Below are 18694 nucleotides of genomic sequence, written 5' to 3'. Positions count from 1 at the left end.
GGAGAACCCGCCATGAAGACCAAGGCCGCGGTCGTCTACCAGCCAGGCAAACCGATCGAGATCGAAGAGCTCGAACTCGACAAGCCGCGCGAGGGAGAGGTACTCATCCGGTACCTCTACGGCGGGCTGTGCCATTCCGATGTCCACATCGCCCACGGTGACCTGGAGGCGCGGCTGCCGATGGTGCTCGGCCACGAGGGCGCGGGCATCATCGAGGAGGTCGGGCCCGGCGTCACCCGGGTGGCGCCCGGCGATCACGTGGTGTGCTCGTTCATCCCGAACTGCGGCACCTGTCGCTACTGCTCCAACGGTCAGCAGTCCATCTGCGACATGGGCGCCACGATCCTCGAGGGCTATCTGCCCGGTGGTCGTTTCCCGCTGCGGGGACCGGCCGGTGACTACGGCGCGATGTGCATGCTCGGCACGTTCAGCCAGTACGGGGTGATCCACCAGAACTCCTGCGTCAAGGTCGACGACGACCTGCCGCTGGACAAGGCGGTGCTGGTGGGTTGCGGTGTCCCCAGCGGGTGGGGTTCGGCGGTCAACACCGCCGAGGTGAAACCCGGTGACGTGGTGGTCGTCTTCGGCATCGGCGGGCTCGGCATCAACGCGGTGCAGGGCGCGCGCTTCGCCGGCGCGCGCTATGTCGTCGCGGTCGACCCGCTGCACAACAAACGCGAACGCGCCCTCGAACTCGGTGCCACGCACGCGTTCGCCGACGCCGGTGACGCCCTGGCCACGATCAACGACCTGACCCGCGGCCAAGGCGCCGACGCCGCGATCCTGATCCCGGACCTGATGACCGCCGAGATCGTCAGCGCCGGCTTCGACGCTGTCGGCAAGGGCGGCAAGGTCGTGCTGACCGGGCTCAACAAGCTCGACGAGATCAACATCCAGCTCCCCGGTTCGATCATGACGCTGTTCCGGAAGGAACTGCGCGGCAGCCTCTTCGGCGACTGCAACCCGACCGTCGACATCCCCAAGATCCTCGGTCTCTACCAGAGCGGCGATCTGAAGCTCGACGAGCTCATCACCCGCACCTACACCCTCGATCAGGTCAATCAGGGCTACGACGACCTGCTCAACGGCCAGAACATCCGCGGCGTGCTCGTGCACGACCACTCCTGATCCGAAAGGCACGACGATGACCGAAGTACTCGAACCCACCACCACCGCGGTGCTGCCGCAGGTCCGCGCCTGGCTGTCCACGCCCAAGCAACTGTTCATCGGCGGCCGGTGGGTCGACGCGGCCTCGGGCCGGACCTTCCAGACCCGCGACCCGGCCACCGGCCAGGTGCTGACCGAGGTCGCCCACGCCGAGGCCGTCGATGTCGACCGCGCGGTGCGCGCGGCACGCGTCGCCTTCGAAGGCGAGTGGTCGCTGTGGACCCCGGCCCAGCGCCAGCGTCTGCTGTTCCGCGCGGGCGAGGCGATCTACGCCCATGCCGAGGAATTGGCGCAGCTGGAATCGCTCGACAACGGCAAGTCCGCCGGCGTCGCCCAGGCCGTCGACATCACCTGGGTCGCCGAGCTCTTCCAGTACTACGCCGGCTGGGCCACCAAGATCGAAGGCCGCACCATTCCGGTGTCGGTGCCGTGGGCACCCGGCACCCAGTGGCACGCCTACACCCTGCGCGAACCGATCGGCGTGTGCGGAGCCATCGTCCCGTGGAACTTCCCGCTGCTGATGGCCGCGTTCAAGATTCCCGTCGCGCTGGCGACCGGCAACACCGTCGTGCTCAAGCCCGCCGAGGACACCCCGCTCACCGCCCTGCGGCTGGCCGAGATCCTGGCCGAGGTCGGTCTGCCCGACGGCGTGCTCAATGTCGTCACCGGCTACGGCGACGCCGGGGCCGCGCTGGCCGCCCACGACGATGTCGACAAGATCGCTTTCACCGGTTCCACCGAGGTGGGCAAGCTCATCGTCGACGCCGCCAAGGGCAATCTGAAGAAGGTCAGCCTCGAGCTCGGCGGCAAGAGTCCCCAGGTCGTCTTCGCCGACGCCGATCTGGACCTGGCGATCCCCGGTACGGCGTCGGGATTCCTGTTCAACCAGGGCCAGACCTGCACCAGCGGCACCCGATTGCTGGTGGAGGACAAGATCTTCGACGAGTTCACCCGGGGCGTCGCCGAGGTCGCCGCGGCCAGCAAGATCGGCTCGGGGCTCGACCCGGCCACCGAGGTCGGCCCCCTGGTCTCGCAGACCCAGCTCGACCGGGTCCTGGGCTATGTCGATGCCGGATTGCGGGCGGGTGCGCGAGCACTGACGGGCGGGCGCCGCCACGGCGAGAGCGGCTACTTCGTCGAACCGACGGTGTTCGTCGACGTCGAGTCCTCGTTCAGCGTGTACCGCGAGGAGATCTTCGGCCCGGTCGTGGTGGCGACCCCGTTCAACGCCGAGCAGGGCGTGGCCGCAGCGGCCAACGACACCCCCTACGGGTTGGCCGCCTCGGTGTGGACCCAGGACGTGTCCAAGGCCCATCGCACCGCTCGCCAGATCAAGGCGGGCACGGTATGGATCAACGCGCACAACGCTTTCGACGCCGCACTGCCGTTCGGCGGCTACAAGCAGTCCGGCTGGGGCCGTGAACTGGGTACCGCGGCGATCGAGGCCTATACCGAGCAGAAGTCGGTCAACACCTTCCTCGGCTGACCGTCCCCGACCCGGCCACGGTGGGCACCGCCTCGCAGATCGGCGCCCACCGTGGCTACCGCGCTCGCGTCAGTTCGCGTTGACGGTCACCGCGTCGTCGGCGATCGAGTAGCTGATCGACCCGTTCTCGAAGTAGCTGATCTTGCCGCCCTCGATGTCCTGCTCGTCGGAGGTCGGGTAGCCGAGGCGGCCCCCTGCGCCGCCCTCTGCCTCCCACGCCTGCCGGATCGCGCCGTAGACGGTCTTGGTTCCCGTCGCCAGGTTGAAGTAGATGACACCGCCGGTGAACTCCTGGTACTTGCCACCGTTCGCGGCGTCGAGTTCCTCCGAGATCGGTTCGCCCAGCGGGCTCGACGCGCCGCCCGCTTCGTTGTAGTGGTCGCCGATCGTGCCCTTGACTTCGAATGCCATCCCACAAACCCTTTCGTACGGATACCAACTGGCGATTGCCAGCGGCGACGCTATCGCATAGCGACCGCACCGTACAGAGACTCGTATTGCGCCAGATCAGCTGTACACACGCAATTCTCAGCGACAGACCACGTTCGAGATCGGATGTTTGAAGGGCCATCAGCTACCGACCAGCATCGATAGGGTCGATCGGCCTCCGAGCCAGCGCTTTCCCGCCGTAATCCATACCCAGTCGCCGCGACTCCACACCTCGACACGCCGCGAACGCACCCGATGTGAAGATGTCCTCAATCCGTCCGGACGAACAGTCGACGGGTCACATGGCCTGGGCGGCCACGTACCCGAAGCTCGAGCGGTCCTCGTCGCGGGCCACCAGCTTGCCGTCGACGTAGATCGCGGCGTACGCGTAGTGCGCCTCGGAGTGCGAGATCGCCGCCCAGGTGAAGGATTCCTTGGGGAACCGCACGTCGACGGTGCGACACCACCGGTCACCCTCCATCGGGTCGGTCAGTGTCACGACCTCGTCGCGCTTGCCGAGCGAGTCGTAGTAGGTGATCTCGTTGCCTGTCTGCGCGTCCGAGCAGAAGACGTAGCGGACGTTGCCGTAGGCAGGGACTTCGGCGGCGTTCGCCACCCCACTGCCCGCGACGACGGCGCCGGCGAGGGCGCCGCCCGCTCCGATCATCGCGATGGTGTGACGGAGGGCAGACCGTGTCATGTCAAGCTGTCCTTTCGCGAAACGATGCGCCGACGGAACGCTCCCGTCGGCAACAGTCCGCACGAGGCACTGCCCGGGCGAACCGAACATTGAATCACAGTGCGGCACTTGCGTTGTCGTTGCGGCGCAGCGGCGACCGACTGCCTGGTGCGTCCGGGCCGGCACGACGAGCGCCCAAGTGTTGGCCGCAGGCTGATCAGCTTCGGACCGCGCGGGTCCTACACTCGGGTCATGGCAGACGACACCGACCGGTCGATCGACATCAAGCCCCGTTCACGCGATGTCACCGACGGACTCGAGAAGACTGCAGCGCGCGGCATGCTGCGCGCCGTCGGGATGGGTGACGAGGACTGGGCCAAACCGCAGATCGGGGTGGCTTCGAGCTGGAACGAGATCACCCCCTGCAATCTGTCGCTCGACCGGCTCGCGAAAGCGGTCAAGGAGGGCGTCCACGCCGGCGGCGGCTACCCGCTCGAGTTCGGCACGATCTCGGTGTCCGACGGTATCTCCATGGGCCACGAGGGCATGCATTTCTCGCTGGTCAGCCGCGAGATCATCGCCGACTCGGTCGAGACCGTGATGATGGCCGAACGCCTCGACGGCTCGGTGCTGCTCGCCGGGTGCGACAAGAGCCTGCCGGGCATGCTGATGGCGGCCGCCCGGCTGGACCTGGCGAGCGTGTTCCTCTACGCCGGATCGACCCTGCCGGGCAATGTCGACGGCCGCGACGTCACGATCATCGACGCGTTCGAGGCCGTCGGCGCGTGCATCAAGGGTCTGATCACCCGCGAGGAGGTCGATCGCATCGAGCGGGCGATCTGCCCGGGTGAAGGTGCCTGCGGCGGCATGTACACGGCCAACACCATGGCCTCGGTGGCCGAGGCGCTCGGGATGAGCCTGCCGGGCTCGGCCGCGCCGCCCGCCCCCGATCGTCGCCGTGACGAGTACGCCCGCAAATCCGGCGAGGCCGTCGTCGAGCTGCTGCGCCGGGGAATCACCGCCCGCGACATCATGACGATGGAGGCGTTCGAGAACGCGATCACCATCGTCATGGCGCTCGGCGGGTCCACCAACGCCGTGCTGCATCTGCTGGCCATCGCCCGCGAGGCCGGCGTCGGCCTCACCCTCGCCGACTTCAACCGCGTCGGCGAGAAGGTGCCGCACCTGGGCGATCTCAAGCCGTTCGGCCGCTACGTCATGAACGATGTCGACAAGGTCGGCGGCATCCCGGTGGTGCTGAAAGCGCTGCTGGACGCGGGCCTGCTGCACGGCGACGTCATGACCGTGACCGGCAAGACCATGGCCGAGAACCTGGCCTCGATCGAGCTCGGCCTCGACGGTGACGTCATCCGGCGCCTGGATCGGCCGATCCATCGGACCGGCGGACTCACCATCCTGCACGGTTCCCTCGCCCCCGAGGGCGCCGTCGTCAAGAGCGCGGGCTTCGACTCCGACGTCTTCCGTGGCACGGCGCGCGTCTTCGACGGGGAACGCGCCGCCATGGACGCGCTCGAGAACGGCACGATCGTCGCCGGTGACGTGGTCGTCATCCGCTACGAGGGTCCCAAGGGCGGACCGGGTATGCGCGAGATGCTCGCCATCACCGGCGCCATCAAGGGCGCGGGCCTGGGCAAGGACGTCCTGCTGCTCACCGACGGCCGCTTCTCCGGCGGCACCACCGGATTGTGCGTGGGCCACGTCGCGCCCGAAGCCGTCGACGGCGGCCCGATCGCCTTCGTCCGCGACGGCGACCCGATCGTCCTCGATGTCGCCAACCACATCCTCGACGTCGAGATCGACGACGACGAACTGACCGCGCGCAAGATCGGCTGGGAGCCACTGCCGCCCAAGTACACCTCCGGCGTCCTGGCCAAATACCGCAAACTCGTCAGCTCCGCCGCCCACGGCGCCGTCACGGGCTGACCCGGCTCAGCGCACCGTCCGCGCATCCCGGATCGTGGCCGCCAGCCGTTCCAGCAGCGGCGCGGTGGCCGCGGGGGAGAACCGGAAGATCGGCGACCACGACGCGACCTGTCCGGCCGCCACCGCGGGCAGGCTCCGCCACACCGGCCGGTCGGCGAGCGCGTTCGGCTGCAGGCCCGTTGACCGGTCGTCGAGCAGGATCACATCCGCCGCGTACCGGTCGGCCGTCTCCCAGCTCAGCGACTGGAAGTAGCCGCCCGCGTCCACCCGTTCGGGCACAACGAATTCCACGCCGAGCTCGGTGAAGTACCGCAGATCCGCCGAGGCGCGCGGATCGGAGACGTAGAACAGCTCCGGAGACGCCGAGGCGGCGAGTACCCGCACCCCGGGGCGCGCTGCCGACGCGTCCCGCACCGCCTGCGACGCGGCCAGGAAGCGCTGCTGCGCGGCGGTCACCGCGGGAGCGGCGGTATCGGCGCCGAGCGCCTCGGCCAGCGCCCGGTACCGCGCGATGATCTCGGGCAGGCTCCGGCCGGAGACCTCCATGGCGACGACAGTCGGGTTCGCGGACTCGATCTTGGTCAGGTTCTCGTCCGGGACGTACCAGAGCCGGCCCGGCACATAGGAATCGGTGACGAGCAGGTCGGGCTCGAGGGTCGCGTACTTCTCGATGTCGAACTCGCCCCACGCGTCCCCGACGACAGCCACCGAGGCGGGGTCGAGGTCGCCGCGCAGGTGCGGCGCGTGTGCCTCACCGAAGACACCCACGATGCGCCCGCGCACCCCGTAATCGACCAGGGCGCCGGCGGAGCCGGTGAACGCGACCACCCGGCTCGGCGTCGCACCCGAGCGAACGGTGCCGCCGCGGCCATCGGGAAACTCCCAGTCCCCCGCACTGTCGGGCGCGTCGTCCGGTCCCCCGCCGCACGCCACCAGGCCCGCACTCACTCCCGCCATCCTCGCCACCGCGAACAACCGTCGGCGACTCAGCACGCGGTCGTGCCGATTCTCGTTCGCGATGACGATCCTCCTCCACACGTGGCTCCTGGTTCGCCACCACTAGACCACACAAAATAAGGCAAGGCAAACCTTATCTAGAGTCGCTACCGGCAGAGCGGAGCACACGGTGACGGAGCGGCGACGAGGTCGCGAGCGCTTGACCCTGACACAGTGACAACGTCTTCACTGGACGCAGGAGGTGGTTCCCATGACCTGGACACCAGAACATTCCGTGGACCCGCGGCTGCTCGCCGCACTGAACGCGCCGACCGCGTCGACCCGACTACAGGCGGCGCTGGCCGCGGGCACCCACCCCGGCCCGGCGCTGCTCGGCGTGCTGATCGACCGTTGCGCCGTGGAGCCGGACTTCTTCGTGCGCGACATGCTGACCTGGGCGCTGACGCGGCTCCCCGCGGAGCTGACCGTGCCCCGGCTGCGCGCCGAGCTGGACTCCGACCACGCTCAGGCTCGCAGCCAGGCGCTGCACACGCTGTCCAAGATCGGGGATCCGGCCGCCTGGCCGGCGATCACCCCGGCGCTGCTGCGCGATCCCGACGACGAGGTGGCGCGCAGTGCCTGGCGGGCCGCGGTGGTACTCGCGCCGCAGGCCGAACACGAGGCATTGGCCGTCGCACTCGCCACCCAGTTCGGACGCGGTGATCGGGAGGTTCGGCGCAGCCTCAGCCGGGCGCTGACGACGCTGGGCGAGGCGATCGTCCCGGTGCTCGACCGGGCGTCGCGCAGTGCCGACCCCCGGGTGCGGGCGCACGCCGCGGCCACCGAGCAGCTGCTGCACGATCCGGACGCCGCCTTCGATCTCGATGTCGACGCGGCGAAGCGGGTCGCGGCGCTCGACGGTGCCCCGTGCTGATCGGTGAGGTGGCGCGGCGTTCGGGTGTCAGCACCCGGATGCTGCGCCACTACGACTCGTTGGGGCTGGTGTCCCCCACCGGGCGCACCGTCGGCGGCTATCGCGAGTACTCCGATGCCGATATCCGGCGCATCTTTCATGTCGAGAGCCTGCGGTCGCTGGGACTCTCCCTGCGCGAGATCGCCCGGGTGCTGGCCGATCGGTCGTTCACCCCGCAGGCCCTGGTCGCCGGTCTCATCCAACGCACCGAGGAACGGCTCGTGCGCGAGCGCGAGCTGCTGGCGCGGTTGCGCGCCGTCGAGGACGCCGAACCCGGCGACTGGCGCGATGTGCTGCGCATCGTCGAGCTGGTGCGCACGCTCGGTTCGGCGGACGCGCCGCGCCGCCTGCAGGCGGTGCTGAACCCCGCCGAGAACGAGCCGGTACCGACCGAGCTGCTGGCCACGGCGGTGCTCGGCGAGGCCGAGCCCAATATGGCCGGCGCGCTGCGCTGGGCGCTGTCGCGGGCCGGCGCCGACGGCCTGGCCGCACTCGCACCGGGGCTGGCCGCCGTCGACGTCGAGGTCCGGCGGCGGGCCGTACTGGCGGTGGCCGAGATTCCCGGCGAGGCCGCGACCGAACTGCTCACTTCCGCGCTCGACGACCCGGACCCCGCCGTCCGCGGCCCCGCCGCCCTGGCCGCCGGCAGCCGCGGGGTGAGCGCGGCCGAACCGATCCTGGTGGCCATGGTGATCGCGGGCGCCAATGATGTCGAGGCGGGTGAGGTCCTCGGCGCGCTCGCCCAGGATCCGGGATCCGCCGATCGCGTGCTGGGTGCGCTGACCCACGCGCTGACCGCGCACGCCGACGATGCCGCCATCCGGATCCGGCTCGTCCAGGCCTTGGTCGAGTTGCCCGGGACCCACGCACTGGCGACCCTGCGATCGCTCAGCGAGGACGCCGATCACTCCGTCGCCCTCGTCGCCACCGCCTGCACCGCACTGGTCGCCGCCCGGACCACGAGCTGAGGTCGGCGGGCGTCGCGGATCGCCGCATCCGGTTCCCTCTCGCGATGAGGTGCTCTCGCGATTCCACACCGACGCATTCGGCGGTGGTCACGTGCTGACCCGTGGACGGAGCGGCTCGAACGGCGCGGCGCATCGGAACCAGCCTGGTCGTCACTCCCATCGGTGACCCACGCGACCTCGGTATCGAGCGGCTCCACGTCGACGGCGAACTACACCTCGGTCGCCTGCTTCCGGCTCGGAGACGAGCGCCGGATCAGCTGATTTCCGCGGTGAGCGGGACAGCGGCGACCGAGGTGCCGACATGCAGGGTGAACGCGCCCGGTTCGACGGTCCACCCCTGGTCGGTCCAGTGCTCGAAGGAGCGCTGCGGCAATTCGATGGTGGCGGTGACGGTTTCGCCCGCCTCGGCCTCCACCGCGACGAAGCCCGCGAGCCAGCGCACCGGGCGGTCGACGGCGCTGTCCTCGCGGGACAGGTAGGCCTGCACCACCTGGCGGCCCGACCGCGCACCGATATTGCGGACGGTGACGGTGGCGGTGTGCCCCTGCACGGTCAGGTCGACGAGCTCCCAGTTGGTGTAGCCGAGACCGTGACCGAACGGGTAGGCCGGAGCCACACCGGATTTCAGCCAGGCGCGGTAGCCGATGTGGATGCCCTCGGGGTAGGGCAGGGTGTTGTCGGCGGCCGGCGTGGTATCCGAAACCGGCACGTCGGCCATCGCCTTGGGCCAGGTGGTGGGCAGCCGGCCACCGGGTTCGGTCACGCCGGTGAGCACATCGGCGAGCGCATCGCCGAATTCCTGGCCCGGGAACCAGGCCAGGATCACGGCCGCCACGTCGTCGCGCCACGGCATTTCGACCGGCGCGCCGGCGTTCACCACCACGATCGTTCGCGGATTCACCGCGGCCACCGCCGCCACCAGGTCGTTCTGGCGGCCCGGCAGCGACAGGTCCGTGCGGTCGTAGCCCTCGGATTCGATCGCCTCGGTGGTACCGACCACGACCACGGCGACCTCGGAGGTCCGCGCCAATTCCACCGCGGCGGCGAACTCTTCGTCGGCGGAGCGGCGCGGGCGGCCGATGCCGAAGGTGAGGCCCATCGCGGGCAGGCCCTTGTCGAGAGCGGGAACCAGCTCGATCCGCACATCGACCTCGTCGCCCTCGGCGAGAGTCCTAGTGACCCAGCGCTGCGGCGGATTCAGCAACATCTCGACCGGATCGCCGCCTTCGGGGAAGACGGTCTCGCTGAGCACCGTCTCACCGTCGAGCTCGAGGCGCAGTGTGCCCACGCCCGCGTAGCCGATTCGCCACTCCCCCGCCGCATCGGCGCGTAGGCGACCACGGACCTCGACGGAGGTGGCCTGCAGGGCGAACGGCGTACCGAAGAGCATGAGATTGCCCGCGGTGCGGTGCTCGGAGTGCAGGACGGTCTCGCCGTCGAGGAAGCGCAGGTGCACGCCCGCGGTGCCGGTCTCGGGATCGGTGACGATGTCCAGCGGCACCGCGATCATGTTCTCGTCGAGGTGGACGCCCGGTGTGTGCGCCACCGGCAGCACCTCGCGCAGGCCCTGCAACGGCGACCTGGTGTGCGACGGAACAACTGTCGAGCTACCGCCGCCGCCGAGGCGCGGCTGGGCGGCCGCCGCGCCCAGCAGGGCGACCTGGGCGGGCTCGCCCAGCGGCAGCACCCCGTCGTTGGCGGCCAGCACCATCGCCTTGGCGGCGGCATCACGTACCAACCGGCGCGCGGCCGCCTCGGTGAAAGCCGGTGGCTGCTGCGGCGTTCCGTTCAGCGCGCCCACACGCTGCGCGAATCGCAGTATGCGGCGGACCTTCTCGTCGATCGCCGCCTCGGATACCGCACCCGCGCGGACGGCCTCGACCAGCGGCGCCCCCCAGAGTTCCCACGGTCCGGGCATGGCGACGTCGGTGCCCTTGGCCGCGCCCGCGGTGGAGCGCACGGCGGTCCAGTCCGAGACCACCACGCCGTCGAAACCCCATTCGCCCTTCAACGGCTCGTCCAGCAGCGGATTCTCGGTCATGGTGACGCCGTTGACCGAGTTGTAGGCGTTCATGATCATCCACGCGCCCGCCGCCACCGCCCGCTCGAACGGGTACAGATACAGCTCCCGCAGGGTGCGATCGTCGACGATCGCGTCGGCGGTGAAGCGCTCGGTCTCGGAGTCGTTGGCCACGTAGTGCTTCGGGCAGGCGCTGACGCCGTGCGCCTGCACGCCGGACACGTAGGCCACGGCCATCTCACCGGTGAGCACCGGGTCCTCGGAGAAGCACTCGAAATGCCGTCCGCCGAGCGGACTCCGGTGCAGGTTGACGGTCGGGCCGAGCACCGCGTACACATTCTTGCGCCGCGCTTCGGCGGCGACGAGCCCGCCGATCTCGGCCAGCAACTCACGATCCCAGGTGGCGGCCAGTGCCGAGCCGGACGGCAGGCTGATCGAGGGGTCGCGCTCGTCCCAGGTCTCGCCGCGCACCCCGGAGGGACCGTCGGACACGGGCATCTCGGCCAGGCCGATGCTCTCCTCGCCCGCGAAGCGGAAGACACCGGATCCGGAGATGAGCCGGATCTTGGCCGCCAGATCCAGTTTGTCCAGCAGGTCGTCGATGTCGTCGGTCATGCCAGTTCCCTCCAGAAGTTCACCAGGTCGGCTGTGACCTGTGCGGGGACGTCTTCGTTCGGCACGTGGCCGATGCCCGGGTACACCGCGGTCCTGGCCCGCAGCTGCCGAGCGAAGTTCTCATGGACCTCGGGGTCCCACAGGTCGTTGGTGTCGCCGTAGGCGACCAGCAGCGGCACTCCGGCATCGCGCAGCGCGGCGGGATCGACCGGCGGCGGGGTCTGCATGCATTTCAGAATGCCGAGGATGTTCGCCTTCTCGGTCCGCACGAGCCGGTTGCGCAGGAACTCGGCGCGCTCGGGTGAGGGCGTCCGACCGGCGGCGGCCATGGCATCGCTCATCTGCTGCCACAGGAATTCCTGGCCTGCCGTCTCCACCACCTGCGCCACCATCTGCGGAGGCGGGAACTTGATGTCCTCGACGGATGACGGCCCCGACGCCAGCAGGGTGAGGCTACGGAACCGCGCGGGTGTCTCGACCACCGCGACGCGGGAGACATAGCCGCCGAAGGAGTGCCCGACCAGATGCACGGGCGCCCGCGGCGACACCTGATCGACGACACCGTGCAGGTCACCGCAGAAATCGGCCATGGCGTAGCCGGCGATGTCGTCGGGTCCCTCCGACTGCCATTGGCCGCGCTGGTCGTAGGCGACCGCGCGATATCCGGCCGCCGCGAGCAGCGGGAGCATCGCTTCGAAGTCTTCCTTGGAGCCGGTGAAGCCCGGCACCAGCACCACGGTGCCGAGTTCCGGTGTTCCGGAGGGCGGGGTGATCTCCCATCCGGCGAGCGCACCCGCGCCACCCCGCAGCGTGATCGATTCGATCACTGCCTCGGTGCTCCGAGTCATCGGCGGTCCTTCCCTCGCAGAATTCCAGTCCGGCAGCCACGAGTGTGCCAGGTTCCCGAGTGGTCACTCGGTACTGTGACTTGTTCGTTATCTTCCGGTTTGCAGGTCCCGCCGTTCGGACTACTGTCGCTGCTCATGACGCCGCATCCCCAACGCCGGAGACGGGGCGAGGACCGCCGCGAGCAGATCATCGACCAGGCGCTGCACAGCTTCGCCGCGAACGGCTATCACCACTCCTCGCTCGCCGAGATCGCCACGCGCTGCGGACTGTCCCAAACCGGCCTGCTGCACTACTTCCCGACCAAGGCGGCGCTCCTCGCCGCGGTCCTGGACTACCGCGATCGCCTCGACTACGACCGCCTCGGCATGAACCGGCAACTGCGCGGCACGGACGCCCTGCAACAGCTGGTCCGCCTGGTCGAGCACAACATGCACGTCCCCGGCCTGGTCCAGCTCTTCACCGTCGTCACCAGCGAGGCGGTCACCAGCGACCACCCCGCCCGTGCCTGGGTCGTCGAGCGCTACCGAATCCTGGAAACCTACCTGGCCGAGGCCCTCGCAGGCGGCGTCACCGACGGAACCTTCCGCCCCGACATCGACGCCCCCGCCGTAGCCCGCCAGATCTCGGCCATGATGGACGGCCTGCAACTGCAATGGCTCCTCGACCCCGAACGCGTCGACATGGCATCCCTGTTCCGCACCTACATCGACGACCTGACCACCCAGCTCTCGAGCTGATCCTGTTGCCCCACAGGACAATCCACCACGAAAACGCGCGCTCCCGGGCCCGCGGCGGGGATGATCGGACTCGCTGATCGATCAGATGAACGCCCGTCCCGGCGTCACTCGGGGGTGAGTCGGAGCAGGCTGCCGGTGCCCGCGGCGGTGACGAACAGTGCCGGGCCGGGGCCTAGGCAGGCATTGGTCGGCATGCTGCGTGGTGGGAGGGGGTGCTGGGTCAGGGGGAGGCCTTCGGGGGTGAGGACGTCGATGCGGTCTGCGGTGGTGGTGGCGATCCAGAGGCGACCGGTGGGGTCTACGGCGAGTCCGTCGGGATGCGCGGCCGGGAGGGTGGCGAGGATGCGGGCGTGTTCGAGGGCGCCTGCGACGAGGGGGTACGCGGTGATGTGGGCGTGCACTGTTTCGGTGACGTAGAGGGTGTGATGGTCGGGGCTGATGCCGATACCGTTGACGAAGATCGGGCCTTGCGCCATCAGCTCGGGTCGCCCGGTGTCGAGGTCGATGGCCCAGACCTGGCCCGGGGATATGGATTCCGGGCGCCGGAAGTCGGCGTCGGCGCGGGAGTCGGTGACCCACAGTCGGCCGTCGGGTCCGAAGACCAGGTCGTTCGGTGATTCCAGGCCACGGAATGCGTAGTCGACGCGGCCGTCGCGGATGACCTGGATGCCCGGTGCGGCGGTGCTGCGCGCCGCGAAGCGACCGCCGTTCTGCGCGACGTACAGTGCGCCGTCGGCGCCGACGGCGAGGCCGTTGGGGCCGCCGCCGGTGTGATGCTCGGCAGCGACGGTGCCATCGGGGTCCAGGATCAAGACGCTGCCCCGGCTCATCGAGACCAGCGCGATCCGGCCGTCCGGGAGGACGGCCGGGCCTTCGACGAAGCCGAGCCCGTCGGCCACGACCTCCACGCGTAGCGGTCCGTCGCCGAAACGCCCTGTCATCGGGGCAGACTCAGCACGCGGCGGGCGATGATATCCAGCTGGATCTCGATGGTGCCGCCACCGAAGAGGATGGCAGGCAGGCCGAGGAAGTCGAAGGTGTAGGGCTGTTCGGGGGCGCCGACGGCGGCGCGGGGGCCCAGGACCGAGACCAGCGCGCGGGAGGCGTCGCGCTGGGCGATGGCATGCCAGACCTTGCGGACGCTGTCGCCCGCGCCTGCGCCGACAGCGCTGCCGTTCATCCTGATCACGGCGTTGCGCAGGTTCAGCGCGGCGACCGAGAGCTCGAGCGCGGTGTTGCGGCCGAGCACGCGCACGGCGTCGTCGCGGGTGCCTGCGTGATCGCCGGATTCCAGCAGGCGGCGCACCAGGGTGCTCGAGCCGTGGCCGAAGGTGGCCGAGCCCATGGCGAGTCGTTCGTTGGACAGGGTGGTGACCGCGATCCGCCACCCGTCACCGGGGTTCGCGACCACCTGAGTGTCGGGCACGAAGACCTCGTCGAGGAAGACCTCGTTGAATTCCCAGATCCCGGTGGCCTGCCGGAGCGGACGAACGTCGACGCCGTCGGCGTCCATCGGGATCAGGAAGTACGTCAGGCCCGCGTGCTTGGGCACGGTGGCGTCGGTGCGGGCCAGGCACACGGCCCAGTCCGCCTCCACCGCTTGGGAATTCCACACCTTCTGCCCGGTGATCATCCATCCGCCATCCACCTTGCGTGCGCCGGTGGACAGCCCGGCCAGGTCCGATCCCGCGCCCGGCTCGGAGAACAGCTGACACCAGATGATCTTGCCGAGCAGGGTATCGGTGACGAACCGCGCGCGCTGCTCGTCGTCACCGTGTTCGATCAGCGTGGGCAGCACCCAGCCGCCGATGCCGAGTTCGGGCTGGGTCAGGTCGCGGCGCGCGAATTCCTCGGCGATCACGGCCTGATCGGCCGGGCCTGCGCCGAGCCCGTACGGCGGCGGGTAGTGCGGGGCGACCAAGCCGGCGGCGGCCAACCGGGCCCGGCGGGCCGCTCCTCGCGCGGGAGCCCAACCCGCCGTGGCGATTTCGTCGTCGGGTAGCGTGCGGACTTCGTCGAGGACGGCGCCGACCGTGGCGCGCAGGGCCGGCAATGTCTCGGCGGTGACGAAGGCGAAGTCACGCTCGGCGCGCAGGCACCGCTCCCCCAGCTCGCGAGCCGCCGCGTCTTCACCGCCGACCGTGGCGGCCAGGGCGATCGCGCGCCGCCAGTACAGGTGGGCGTCGTGTTCCCAGGTGAATCCGATGCCGCCGAGCAGACTCACGCAATCGACCGCCTGGTCGATGGCGGCGGGCAGCGCGGTCAGCGCGGCGCTCGCCGCGGCGAGGAGTCGCTGCTCGGCCGGTTGACTCTCGGCGCGGGCCGCGTCCCAGGTCACCGCGCTCGTCACCTCGGCCCGGACCAACATGAACGCCGTCTTGTGCTGCACCGCTTGGAAACTGCCGATCGGACGACCGAACTGGTGTCGGACACGGACGTAGTCGACGGTGGTGTCCAGACACCACCGGCAGATTCCGGTCGCTTCCGCGGCGGCCAGTGTGGTCGTCCACAGCTGCGCGACGGCAGGGTCGATGCCACCGAGGACCCGTGCCGGATCCACGCGGTAGGCCTCGAACGCAGCGCGCCCGAGCGATCGGGTGAGGTCGACGGCTTCGGCGGTAGTCAGCTGAACCGCGGGGACCTCAACGGGGTCGGTAGTGCCGGAGGCGACCACGTCAACGGAGTCGAGCCAGAACCACACGCTCGCTTCCGGATCGCCGTCGATGGCGGCGCGCACCACCACTCGTTCGGCGCCGGGCAGACCGATGGCCGGATCGGAGGTTCCCGATACCACCCAGCCGTCGCCGTCGCGAGTGGCACGCAGGTCGGGGCCGGTGGCGACCGCTCCGGTCATCCCCGCGCCGAAGTCGGCCAGCAGGGCCTGGGCGTCAGCCGCGGCCATGGCGAGCGCGCTAGCGGTCACGGTCGGCAGGTAGGGCCCGGGAAACAGCGTTGTGCTCAGTTGCTCGACGGCGACCGTGAGTGTGGCCAGTCCACAGTCGTCGCCACCGTAGGTCGCGGGCAGGTGCAGCGCGTGTAAGCCCTGCTCGCACAATGCCGTCCATGCCTCGGCGGGCATGGTCCCGGCCGTATAGTCGGACAGGTGCTCGCGCGTCTGCGCCAGCGGGGCGATCTTGCGCGCGAACGCGGCGACCGATTCCGCCAGTGCCTGCTGGTCTGCGTCTACGGCGAGGGACATCGGAAACTCCTGGGGGGCTGAAACAGCGAGTGCCTGTGTGGATTTCGACGGCACCGCGTGGTGTCGAGAGGATCGGACAAGAGGGTCTACGACCGGACGAGCACAGGCCGGTGCAGCTCCGCTCGCCCTGTCGAGTGCGACCGGAAGGTCACGACCGCGGCAGGTCCTGCCAGTCGGTCGACAGCCGGGCAGACCACACCGGCGTGCGGTGATCGAGCCGGGCGCGCATCCCCTCCGTGGCGTCGGGACTACCCATCACCCGCAGGTGCAGTTCGGTTTCGAGGTCGGCGACGCGGGTGGGGTCGTAGCCGTGGATCGCGGTGTCCCACAGCAGCCTTTTGCTCAATGCCGCCGACATCGGCGCGACGTTGGTGGCCATGTCGGTGGCCATCGCGCGGGCGGCGGGCAGGACATCGGCGGTGGGCAGGCTGCGGGTGGCGAGGCCGAGCCGCACCGCCTCGGCGCCGTCGATCGTCCGCCCCGACAACAGGATGTCGGCCGCGACCGACAGACCCGCCACCTTGGCCACGGTCCAATGCGCCACCGCGTCGGGCACGACACCGAGGCGCACCTGCGGAATGGCGTAGCGGGCGTCGGCAGCGACCAGGCGGATATCGGCTTGCATCGCCAAGGTCAGCCCGATGCCGATGGCGTGCCCGTTCACCGCGGCGATCACCGGTTTCCGCAGGGCGAAGGCAGGCGGGTCGACCGGGGAGGCGGAAAAGGCGGCGCGGTCGGGCCGGTCGAAGGTCGCCGCTCCGCCACCCAGATCCGCTCCGGCGCAGAAGGCGGGGGCGGTACCGGTCAGGACGATGACCCGGACCGTGTCGTCGGCGTCCAGCTCGCGGTAGGCCCGGCCCAGCGCGCGACCCATCGTGGCGGTGAAAGCATTGCGGCGTTGCGGCCGGTTCAAGGTCACCACCGCGACACCGTCGGCGATATCGATCTCGACCTCGTTCATGCGACCTGCAATGCGGTGACCAGGTCCCGGATGTGTGCGTCGGCGACGGGATATCCCGGGAAATAGCAGCAGATCCGCTCGGCGACCGCACCGAAGCGCGCCACGATCTCGGCGGCGCACTCCTCGGGGGTGCCGTAGACGGCGAGCGTCCGCAGCATCCGGTGATCGATCAGTTCGGTCATGGCCGTGACCTCCCCGCGCTTGGACAGCGCGTTCAGCGCGGGTTGGAGCTCGCCCCAGCCCTCCACCTCGAGGACCGGCCGGTAGGCGGGCGTGGAGCCGTAGAAGGCGAGCAGCCGGCGAACGCCGAGGGCGGCGGCATCCAGTTCACCGGCGGTCCGGCCCATCGCGACGATCACCTGGGGATAGATCGCCAGATCGGCGGCGTCGCGACCGGCGCGGGCGAGTCCTTCCCGAATAGCGGGCACGGTGCGCTCGGCGAAATGGCGGGCGCTGTTGAACGGCATGACCAGCAGTCCGTCGGCCACCTCGGCCGCGGTTCTGGTCATGATCGGGCCGAGCGCACCCAGGCAGATCTCGGGCACGCCATAGGGATTGGGACCGGGAACGAAGGTGGGCGGCATCAGGGTGTGCCGGGTGAATTCACCCTCGAAGCGCAAGGGGGTGCCGTCCTGCCAGGAACCGAGGATGGCCTTGACCGCCAGGACGACCTCGCGCATCCGCGCCGCGGGCCGGGACCACCGGCCGCCGTACCGCTTGTCGATGTGCGCGCGAGTCTGCGAGCCCAGGCCCAGCCGGAACCGGCCCCGGCTGAGCAGGTGCAGGTCGTAGGCCGTGTGCGCCAGGTGCATCGGGCTGCGCGGCAGGGCGATGGCGACGTTGGTCATCAGGTCGACCGGTTCGGCACCGGTTGCCGCCAGGGTCAGCGGCAGGAACACGTCGTGGGGCCCCTCGAAGGTGAACAGACCATCGGCGCCGCACGCGATCAATTCGGCTGCCCGCGAGACGGCTTCGTCGGGACGACCGTTCAACTGGAGATCGACCTTCATCGATCCGCCGCGAACTGCGGAAGCACTGCGATCATAATTACATAATAGCATGTAACGTTATTAGACGGGCGCGGTGAGTCACACATTCCCCCGCCGCCTGTCAGCCCGCGGACACCAGCGCGTACAGCGCGTCGGCCATCCGCGACACGAACAGGTCGGCCTGTTCGCCACCCCGCGACAGTGCGTGGAATGTCGTTGTCCCCGCGAGTATCTCGAAGACGAGTTCGGCATCGGCGCCGGGCGGGATCCGGCCGTCGTCGACCGCGCCCGCGAGCAACTCGGCGAACGCCTTGCGCACCGGGGCCCCGATCGCCAGCAGCCGCCGCCGCGCCTCCTCGGTCTGCGAATCCGCCAGCAGGCCGGGCACCCCCGCGCGCGCGGCGGGACTGTCCGCGCGCGCGAGGAAGATGCGCACCCAGGTCGCCAGGTCGGCGCGCAGGTCGCCGGTCGGCTCGGGCGGCGCGTACGCGCCCGGACCGTGAATGGCCTCCTCCAGCAGGGCCTGCCGAGTCGGCCAGCGCCGGTAGATGGCCGGCGAATTCACCCCGGCACGCTTGGCGATCGCCACGACCGTGGTCTGCGGATAACCCACCTCGGCCAGCAGCTGCCTGGCCGCGATGAGCACGGCGAGGTCCTTGTCGGCGTCGCGCGGACGGCCGGGGCGCGGCGAGGTCTCCGAAGTCACTATTACATACTAGACTGTAATGTTATTCGGAGCCGC

16 protein-coding genes are annotated in these 18694 nt (G+C 69.8%); 6 read left to right on the top strand and 10 right to left on the bottom strand.

What is annotated here, in order from left to right:
• The first annotated feature begins 12 nt into the window (after window positions 1–12).
• Together ATM97_RS17850 and ATM97_RS17845 are read left to right on the top strand one after the other, a co-directional pair.
• Window positions 13–1128: an NDMA-dependent alcohol dehydrogenase gene (locus ATM97_RS17850; RefSeq protein ID WP_218719155.1), complete on the top strand. Its 1116-nt coding sequence runs from the start codon at window positions 13–15 to the stop codon at window positions 1126–1128.
• Window positions 1129–1144: 16 nt separating this feature from the next.
• Window positions 1145–2653 (top strand): aldehyde dehydrogenase family protein, encoded by a 1509-nt coding sequence (locus tag ATM97_RS17845; RefSeq protein ID WP_218719154.1) that lies wholly within the window; start codon window positions 1145–1147, stop codon window positions 2651–2653.
• A 69-nt stretch (window positions 2654–2722) separates the two neighbouring features.
• On the opposite strand, the gene ATM97_RS17840 is transcribed toward ATM97_RS17845, so the two are convergent.
• Both ATM97_RS17840 and ATM97_RS17835 read right to left on the bottom strand, forming a co-directional pair.
• Window positions 2723–3064 carry an LGFP repeat-containing protein gene (locus ATM97_RS17840; RefSeq protein ID WP_218719153.1) on the bottom strand — a complete coding sequence of 114 codons (342 nt, stop codon included), beginning with the start codon at window positions 3062–3064 and terminating at the stop codon, window positions 2723–2725.
• A gap of 316 nt (window positions 3065–3380) precedes the next feature.
• The gene (locus ATM97_RS17835) at window positions 3381–3782 is read right to left on the bottom strand and encodes a hypothetical protein (RefSeq protein ID WP_218719152.1); all 402 of its coding nucleotides are present in this window, start codon (window positions 3780–3782) and stop codon (window positions 3381–3383) included.
• Window positions 3783–4013: 231 nt separating this feature from the next.
• Between ATM97_RS17835 and ilvD the strand changes: the two genes are divergently transcribed.
• The gene (ilvD, locus tag ATM97_RS17830) at window positions 4014–5705 is read left to right on the top strand and encodes a dihydroxy-acid dehydratase (protein WP_218719151.1); all 1692 of its coding nucleotides are present in this window, start codon (window positions 4014–4016) and stop codon (window positions 5703–5705) included.
• A 6-nt stretch (window positions 5706–5711) separates the two neighbouring features.
• Here the strand turns inward: ilvD and ATM97_RS17825 are convergent, their stop codons facing one another.
• A complete protein-coding gene (locus ATM97_RS17825; RefSeq protein ID WP_218719150.1) occupies window positions 5712–6662 on the bottom strand; it encodes an ABC transporter substrate-binding protein in 951 nt (316 codons plus the stop codon).
• A gap of 250 nt (window positions 6663–6912) precedes the next feature.
• Here ATM97_RS17825 and ATM97_RS17820 point away from each other — a divergent pair, with 250 nt between their 5' ends.
• Window positions 6913–7575: a HEAT repeat domain-containing protein gene (locus ATM97_RS17820; protein WP_218719149.1), complete on the top strand. Its 663-nt coding sequence runs from the start codon at window positions 6913–6915 to the stop codon at window positions 7573–7575.
• Window positions 7569–8582 carry a MerR family transcriptional regulator gene (locus ATM97_RS17815; RefSeq protein ID WP_218719148.1) on the top strand — a complete coding sequence of 338 codons (1014 nt, stop codon included), beginning with the start codon at window positions 7569–7571 and terminating at the stop codon, window positions 8580–8582. The genes ATM97_RS17820 and ATM97_RS17815 overlap by 7 nt, the downstream gene beginning before the upstream one ends.
• 253 nt (window positions 8583–8835) lie before the next feature.
• Here the strand turns inward: ATM97_RS17815 and ATM97_RS17810 are convergent, their stop codons facing one another.
• A complete protein-coding gene (locus ATM97_RS17810; RefSeq protein WP_218719147.1) occupies window positions 8836–11217 on the bottom strand; it encodes a glycoside hydrolase family 3 protein in 2382 nt (793 codons plus the stop codon).
• Window positions 11214–12065 carry an alpha/beta fold hydrolase gene (locus ATM97_RS17805; protein ID WP_218719146.1) on the bottom strand — a complete coding sequence of 284 codons (852 nt, stop codon included), beginning with the start codon at window positions 12063–12065 and terminating at the stop codon, window positions 11214–11216. Before ATM97_RS17805 ends, ATM97_RS17810 begins: the two co-directional genes overlap by 4 nt.
• 135 nt (window positions 12066–12200) lie before the next feature.
• Here ATM97_RS17805 and ATM97_RS17800 point away from each other — a divergent pair, with 135 nt between their 5' ends.
• Entirely contained in the window at window positions 12201–12803 is a 603-nt protein-coding gene (locus ATM97_RS17800; protein ID WP_218719145.1) for a TetR/AcrR family transcriptional regulator, read from the top strand.
• 104 nt (window positions 12804–12907) lie between these two features.
• Here ATM97_RS17800 and ATM97_RS17795 read toward each other — a convergent pair whose 3' ends face one another.
• The 5 genes from ATM97_RS17795 to ATM97_RS17775 all read right to left on the bottom strand — a co-directional run bounded on the left by ATM97_RS17795 (window position 12908) and on the right by ATM97_RS17775 (window position 18658).
• Window positions 12908–13744, bottom strand: coding sequence for an SMP-30/gluconolactonase/LRE family protein (locus ATM97_RS17795; protein ID WP_218719144.1), 837 nt, complete (start codon window positions 13742–13744; stop codon window positions 12908–12910).
• The gene (locus ATM97_RS17790) at window positions 13741–16002 is read right to left on the bottom strand and encodes an acyl-CoA dehydrogenase (protein WP_218719143.1); all 2262 of its coding nucleotides are present in this window, start codon (window positions 16000–16002) and stop codon (window positions 13741–13743) included. The genes ATM97_RS17795 and ATM97_RS17790 overlap by 4 nt, the downstream gene beginning before the upstream one ends.
• A 148-nt stretch (window positions 16003–16150) precedes the next feature.
• Window positions 16151–16963 (bottom strand): enoyl-CoA hydratase/isomerase family protein, encoded by an 813-nt coding sequence (locus tag ATM97_RS17785; RefSeq protein WP_218719142.1) that lies wholly within the window; start codon window positions 16961–16963, stop codon window positions 16151–16153.
• A complete protein-coding gene (locus ATM97_RS17780; RefSeq protein ID WP_218719141.1) occupies window positions 16960–17973 on the bottom strand; it encodes a TIGR03617 family F420-dependent LLM class oxidoreductase in 1014 nt (337 codons plus the stop codon). Before ATM97_RS17780 ends, ATM97_RS17785 begins: the two co-directional genes overlap by 4 nt.
• 100 nt (window positions 17974–18073) lie before the next feature.
• Window positions 18074–18658 carry a TetR/AcrR family transcriptional regulator gene (locus tag ATM97_RS17775; RefSeq protein ID WP_308248531.1) on the bottom strand — a complete coding sequence of 195 codons (585 nt, stop codon included), beginning with the start codon at window positions 18656–18658 and terminating at the stop codon, window positions 18074–18076.
• Window positions 18659–18694: the final 36 nt, after the last annotated feature.

Origin of the sequence: Nocardia sp. MH4 (genome assembly GCF_019266065.1) — a bacterium.
Classification (GTDB): Bacteria; Actinomycetota; Actinomycetes; order Mycobacteriales; family Mycobacteriaceae; genus Nocardia; species Nocardia canadensis.
The sequence above is the reverse complement of the archived record's forward strand: the minus strand, read 5'-3'. Positions and strand labels throughout refer to the sequence as shown.

Coding starts and splice junctions, on each gene's coding strand:
- ilvD (WP_218719151.1), top strand. CDS start 4,014: ATGGCAGACGACACCGACCGGTCGATCGACATCAAGCCCCGTTCACGC.
- ATM97_RS17840 (WP_218719153.1), bottom strand. CDS start 3,064: ATGGCATTCGAAGTCAAGGGCACGATCGGCGACCACTACAACGAAGCG.
- ATM97_RS17835 (WP_218719152.1), bottom strand. CDS start 3,782: ATGACACGGTCTGCCCTCCGTCACACCATCGCGATGATCGGAGCGGGC.
- ATM97_RS17820 (WP_218719149.1), top strand. CDS start 6,913: ATGACCTGGACACCAGAACATTCCGTGGACCCGCGGCTGCTCGCCGCA.
- ATM97_RS17790 (WP_218719143.1), bottom strand. CDS start 16,002: ATGTCCCTCGCCGTAGACGCAGACCAGCAGGCACTGGCGGAATCGGTC.
- ATM97_RS17805 (WP_218719146.1), bottom strand. CDS start 12,065: ATGACTCGGAGCACCGAGGCAGTGATCGAATCGATCACGCTGCGGGGT.
- ATM97_RS17785 (WP_218719142.1), bottom strand. CDS start 16,963: ATGAACGAGGTCGAGATCGATATCGCCGACGGTGTCGCGGTGGTGACC.
- ATM97_RS17810 (WP_218719147.1), bottom strand. CDS start 11,217: ATGACCGACGACATCGACGACCTGCTGGACAAACTGGATCTGGCGGCC.
- ATM97_RS17780 (WP_218719141.1), bottom strand. CDS start 17,973: ATGAAGGTCGATCTCCAGTTGAACGGTCGTCCCGACGAAGCCGTCTCG.
- ATM97_RS17845 (WP_218719154.1), top strand. CDS start 1,145: ATGACCGAAGTACTCGAACCCACCACCACCGCGGTGCTGCCGCAGGTC.
- ATM97_RS17850 (WP_218719155.1), top strand. CDS start 13: ATGAAGACCAAGGCCGCGGTCGTCTACCAGCCAGGCAAACCGATCGAG.
- ATM97_RS17800 (WP_218719145.1), top strand. CDS start 12,201: ATGACGCCGCATCCCCAACGCCGGAGACGGGGCGAGGACCGCCGCGAG.
- ATM97_RS17795 (WP_218719144.1), bottom strand. CDS start 13,744: ATGACAGGGCGTTTCGGCGACGGACCGCTACGCGTGGAGGTCGTGGCC.
- ATM97_RS17825 (WP_218719150.1), bottom strand. CDS start 6,662: ATGGCGGGAGTGAGTGCGGGCCTGGTGGCGTGCGGCGGGGGACCGGAC.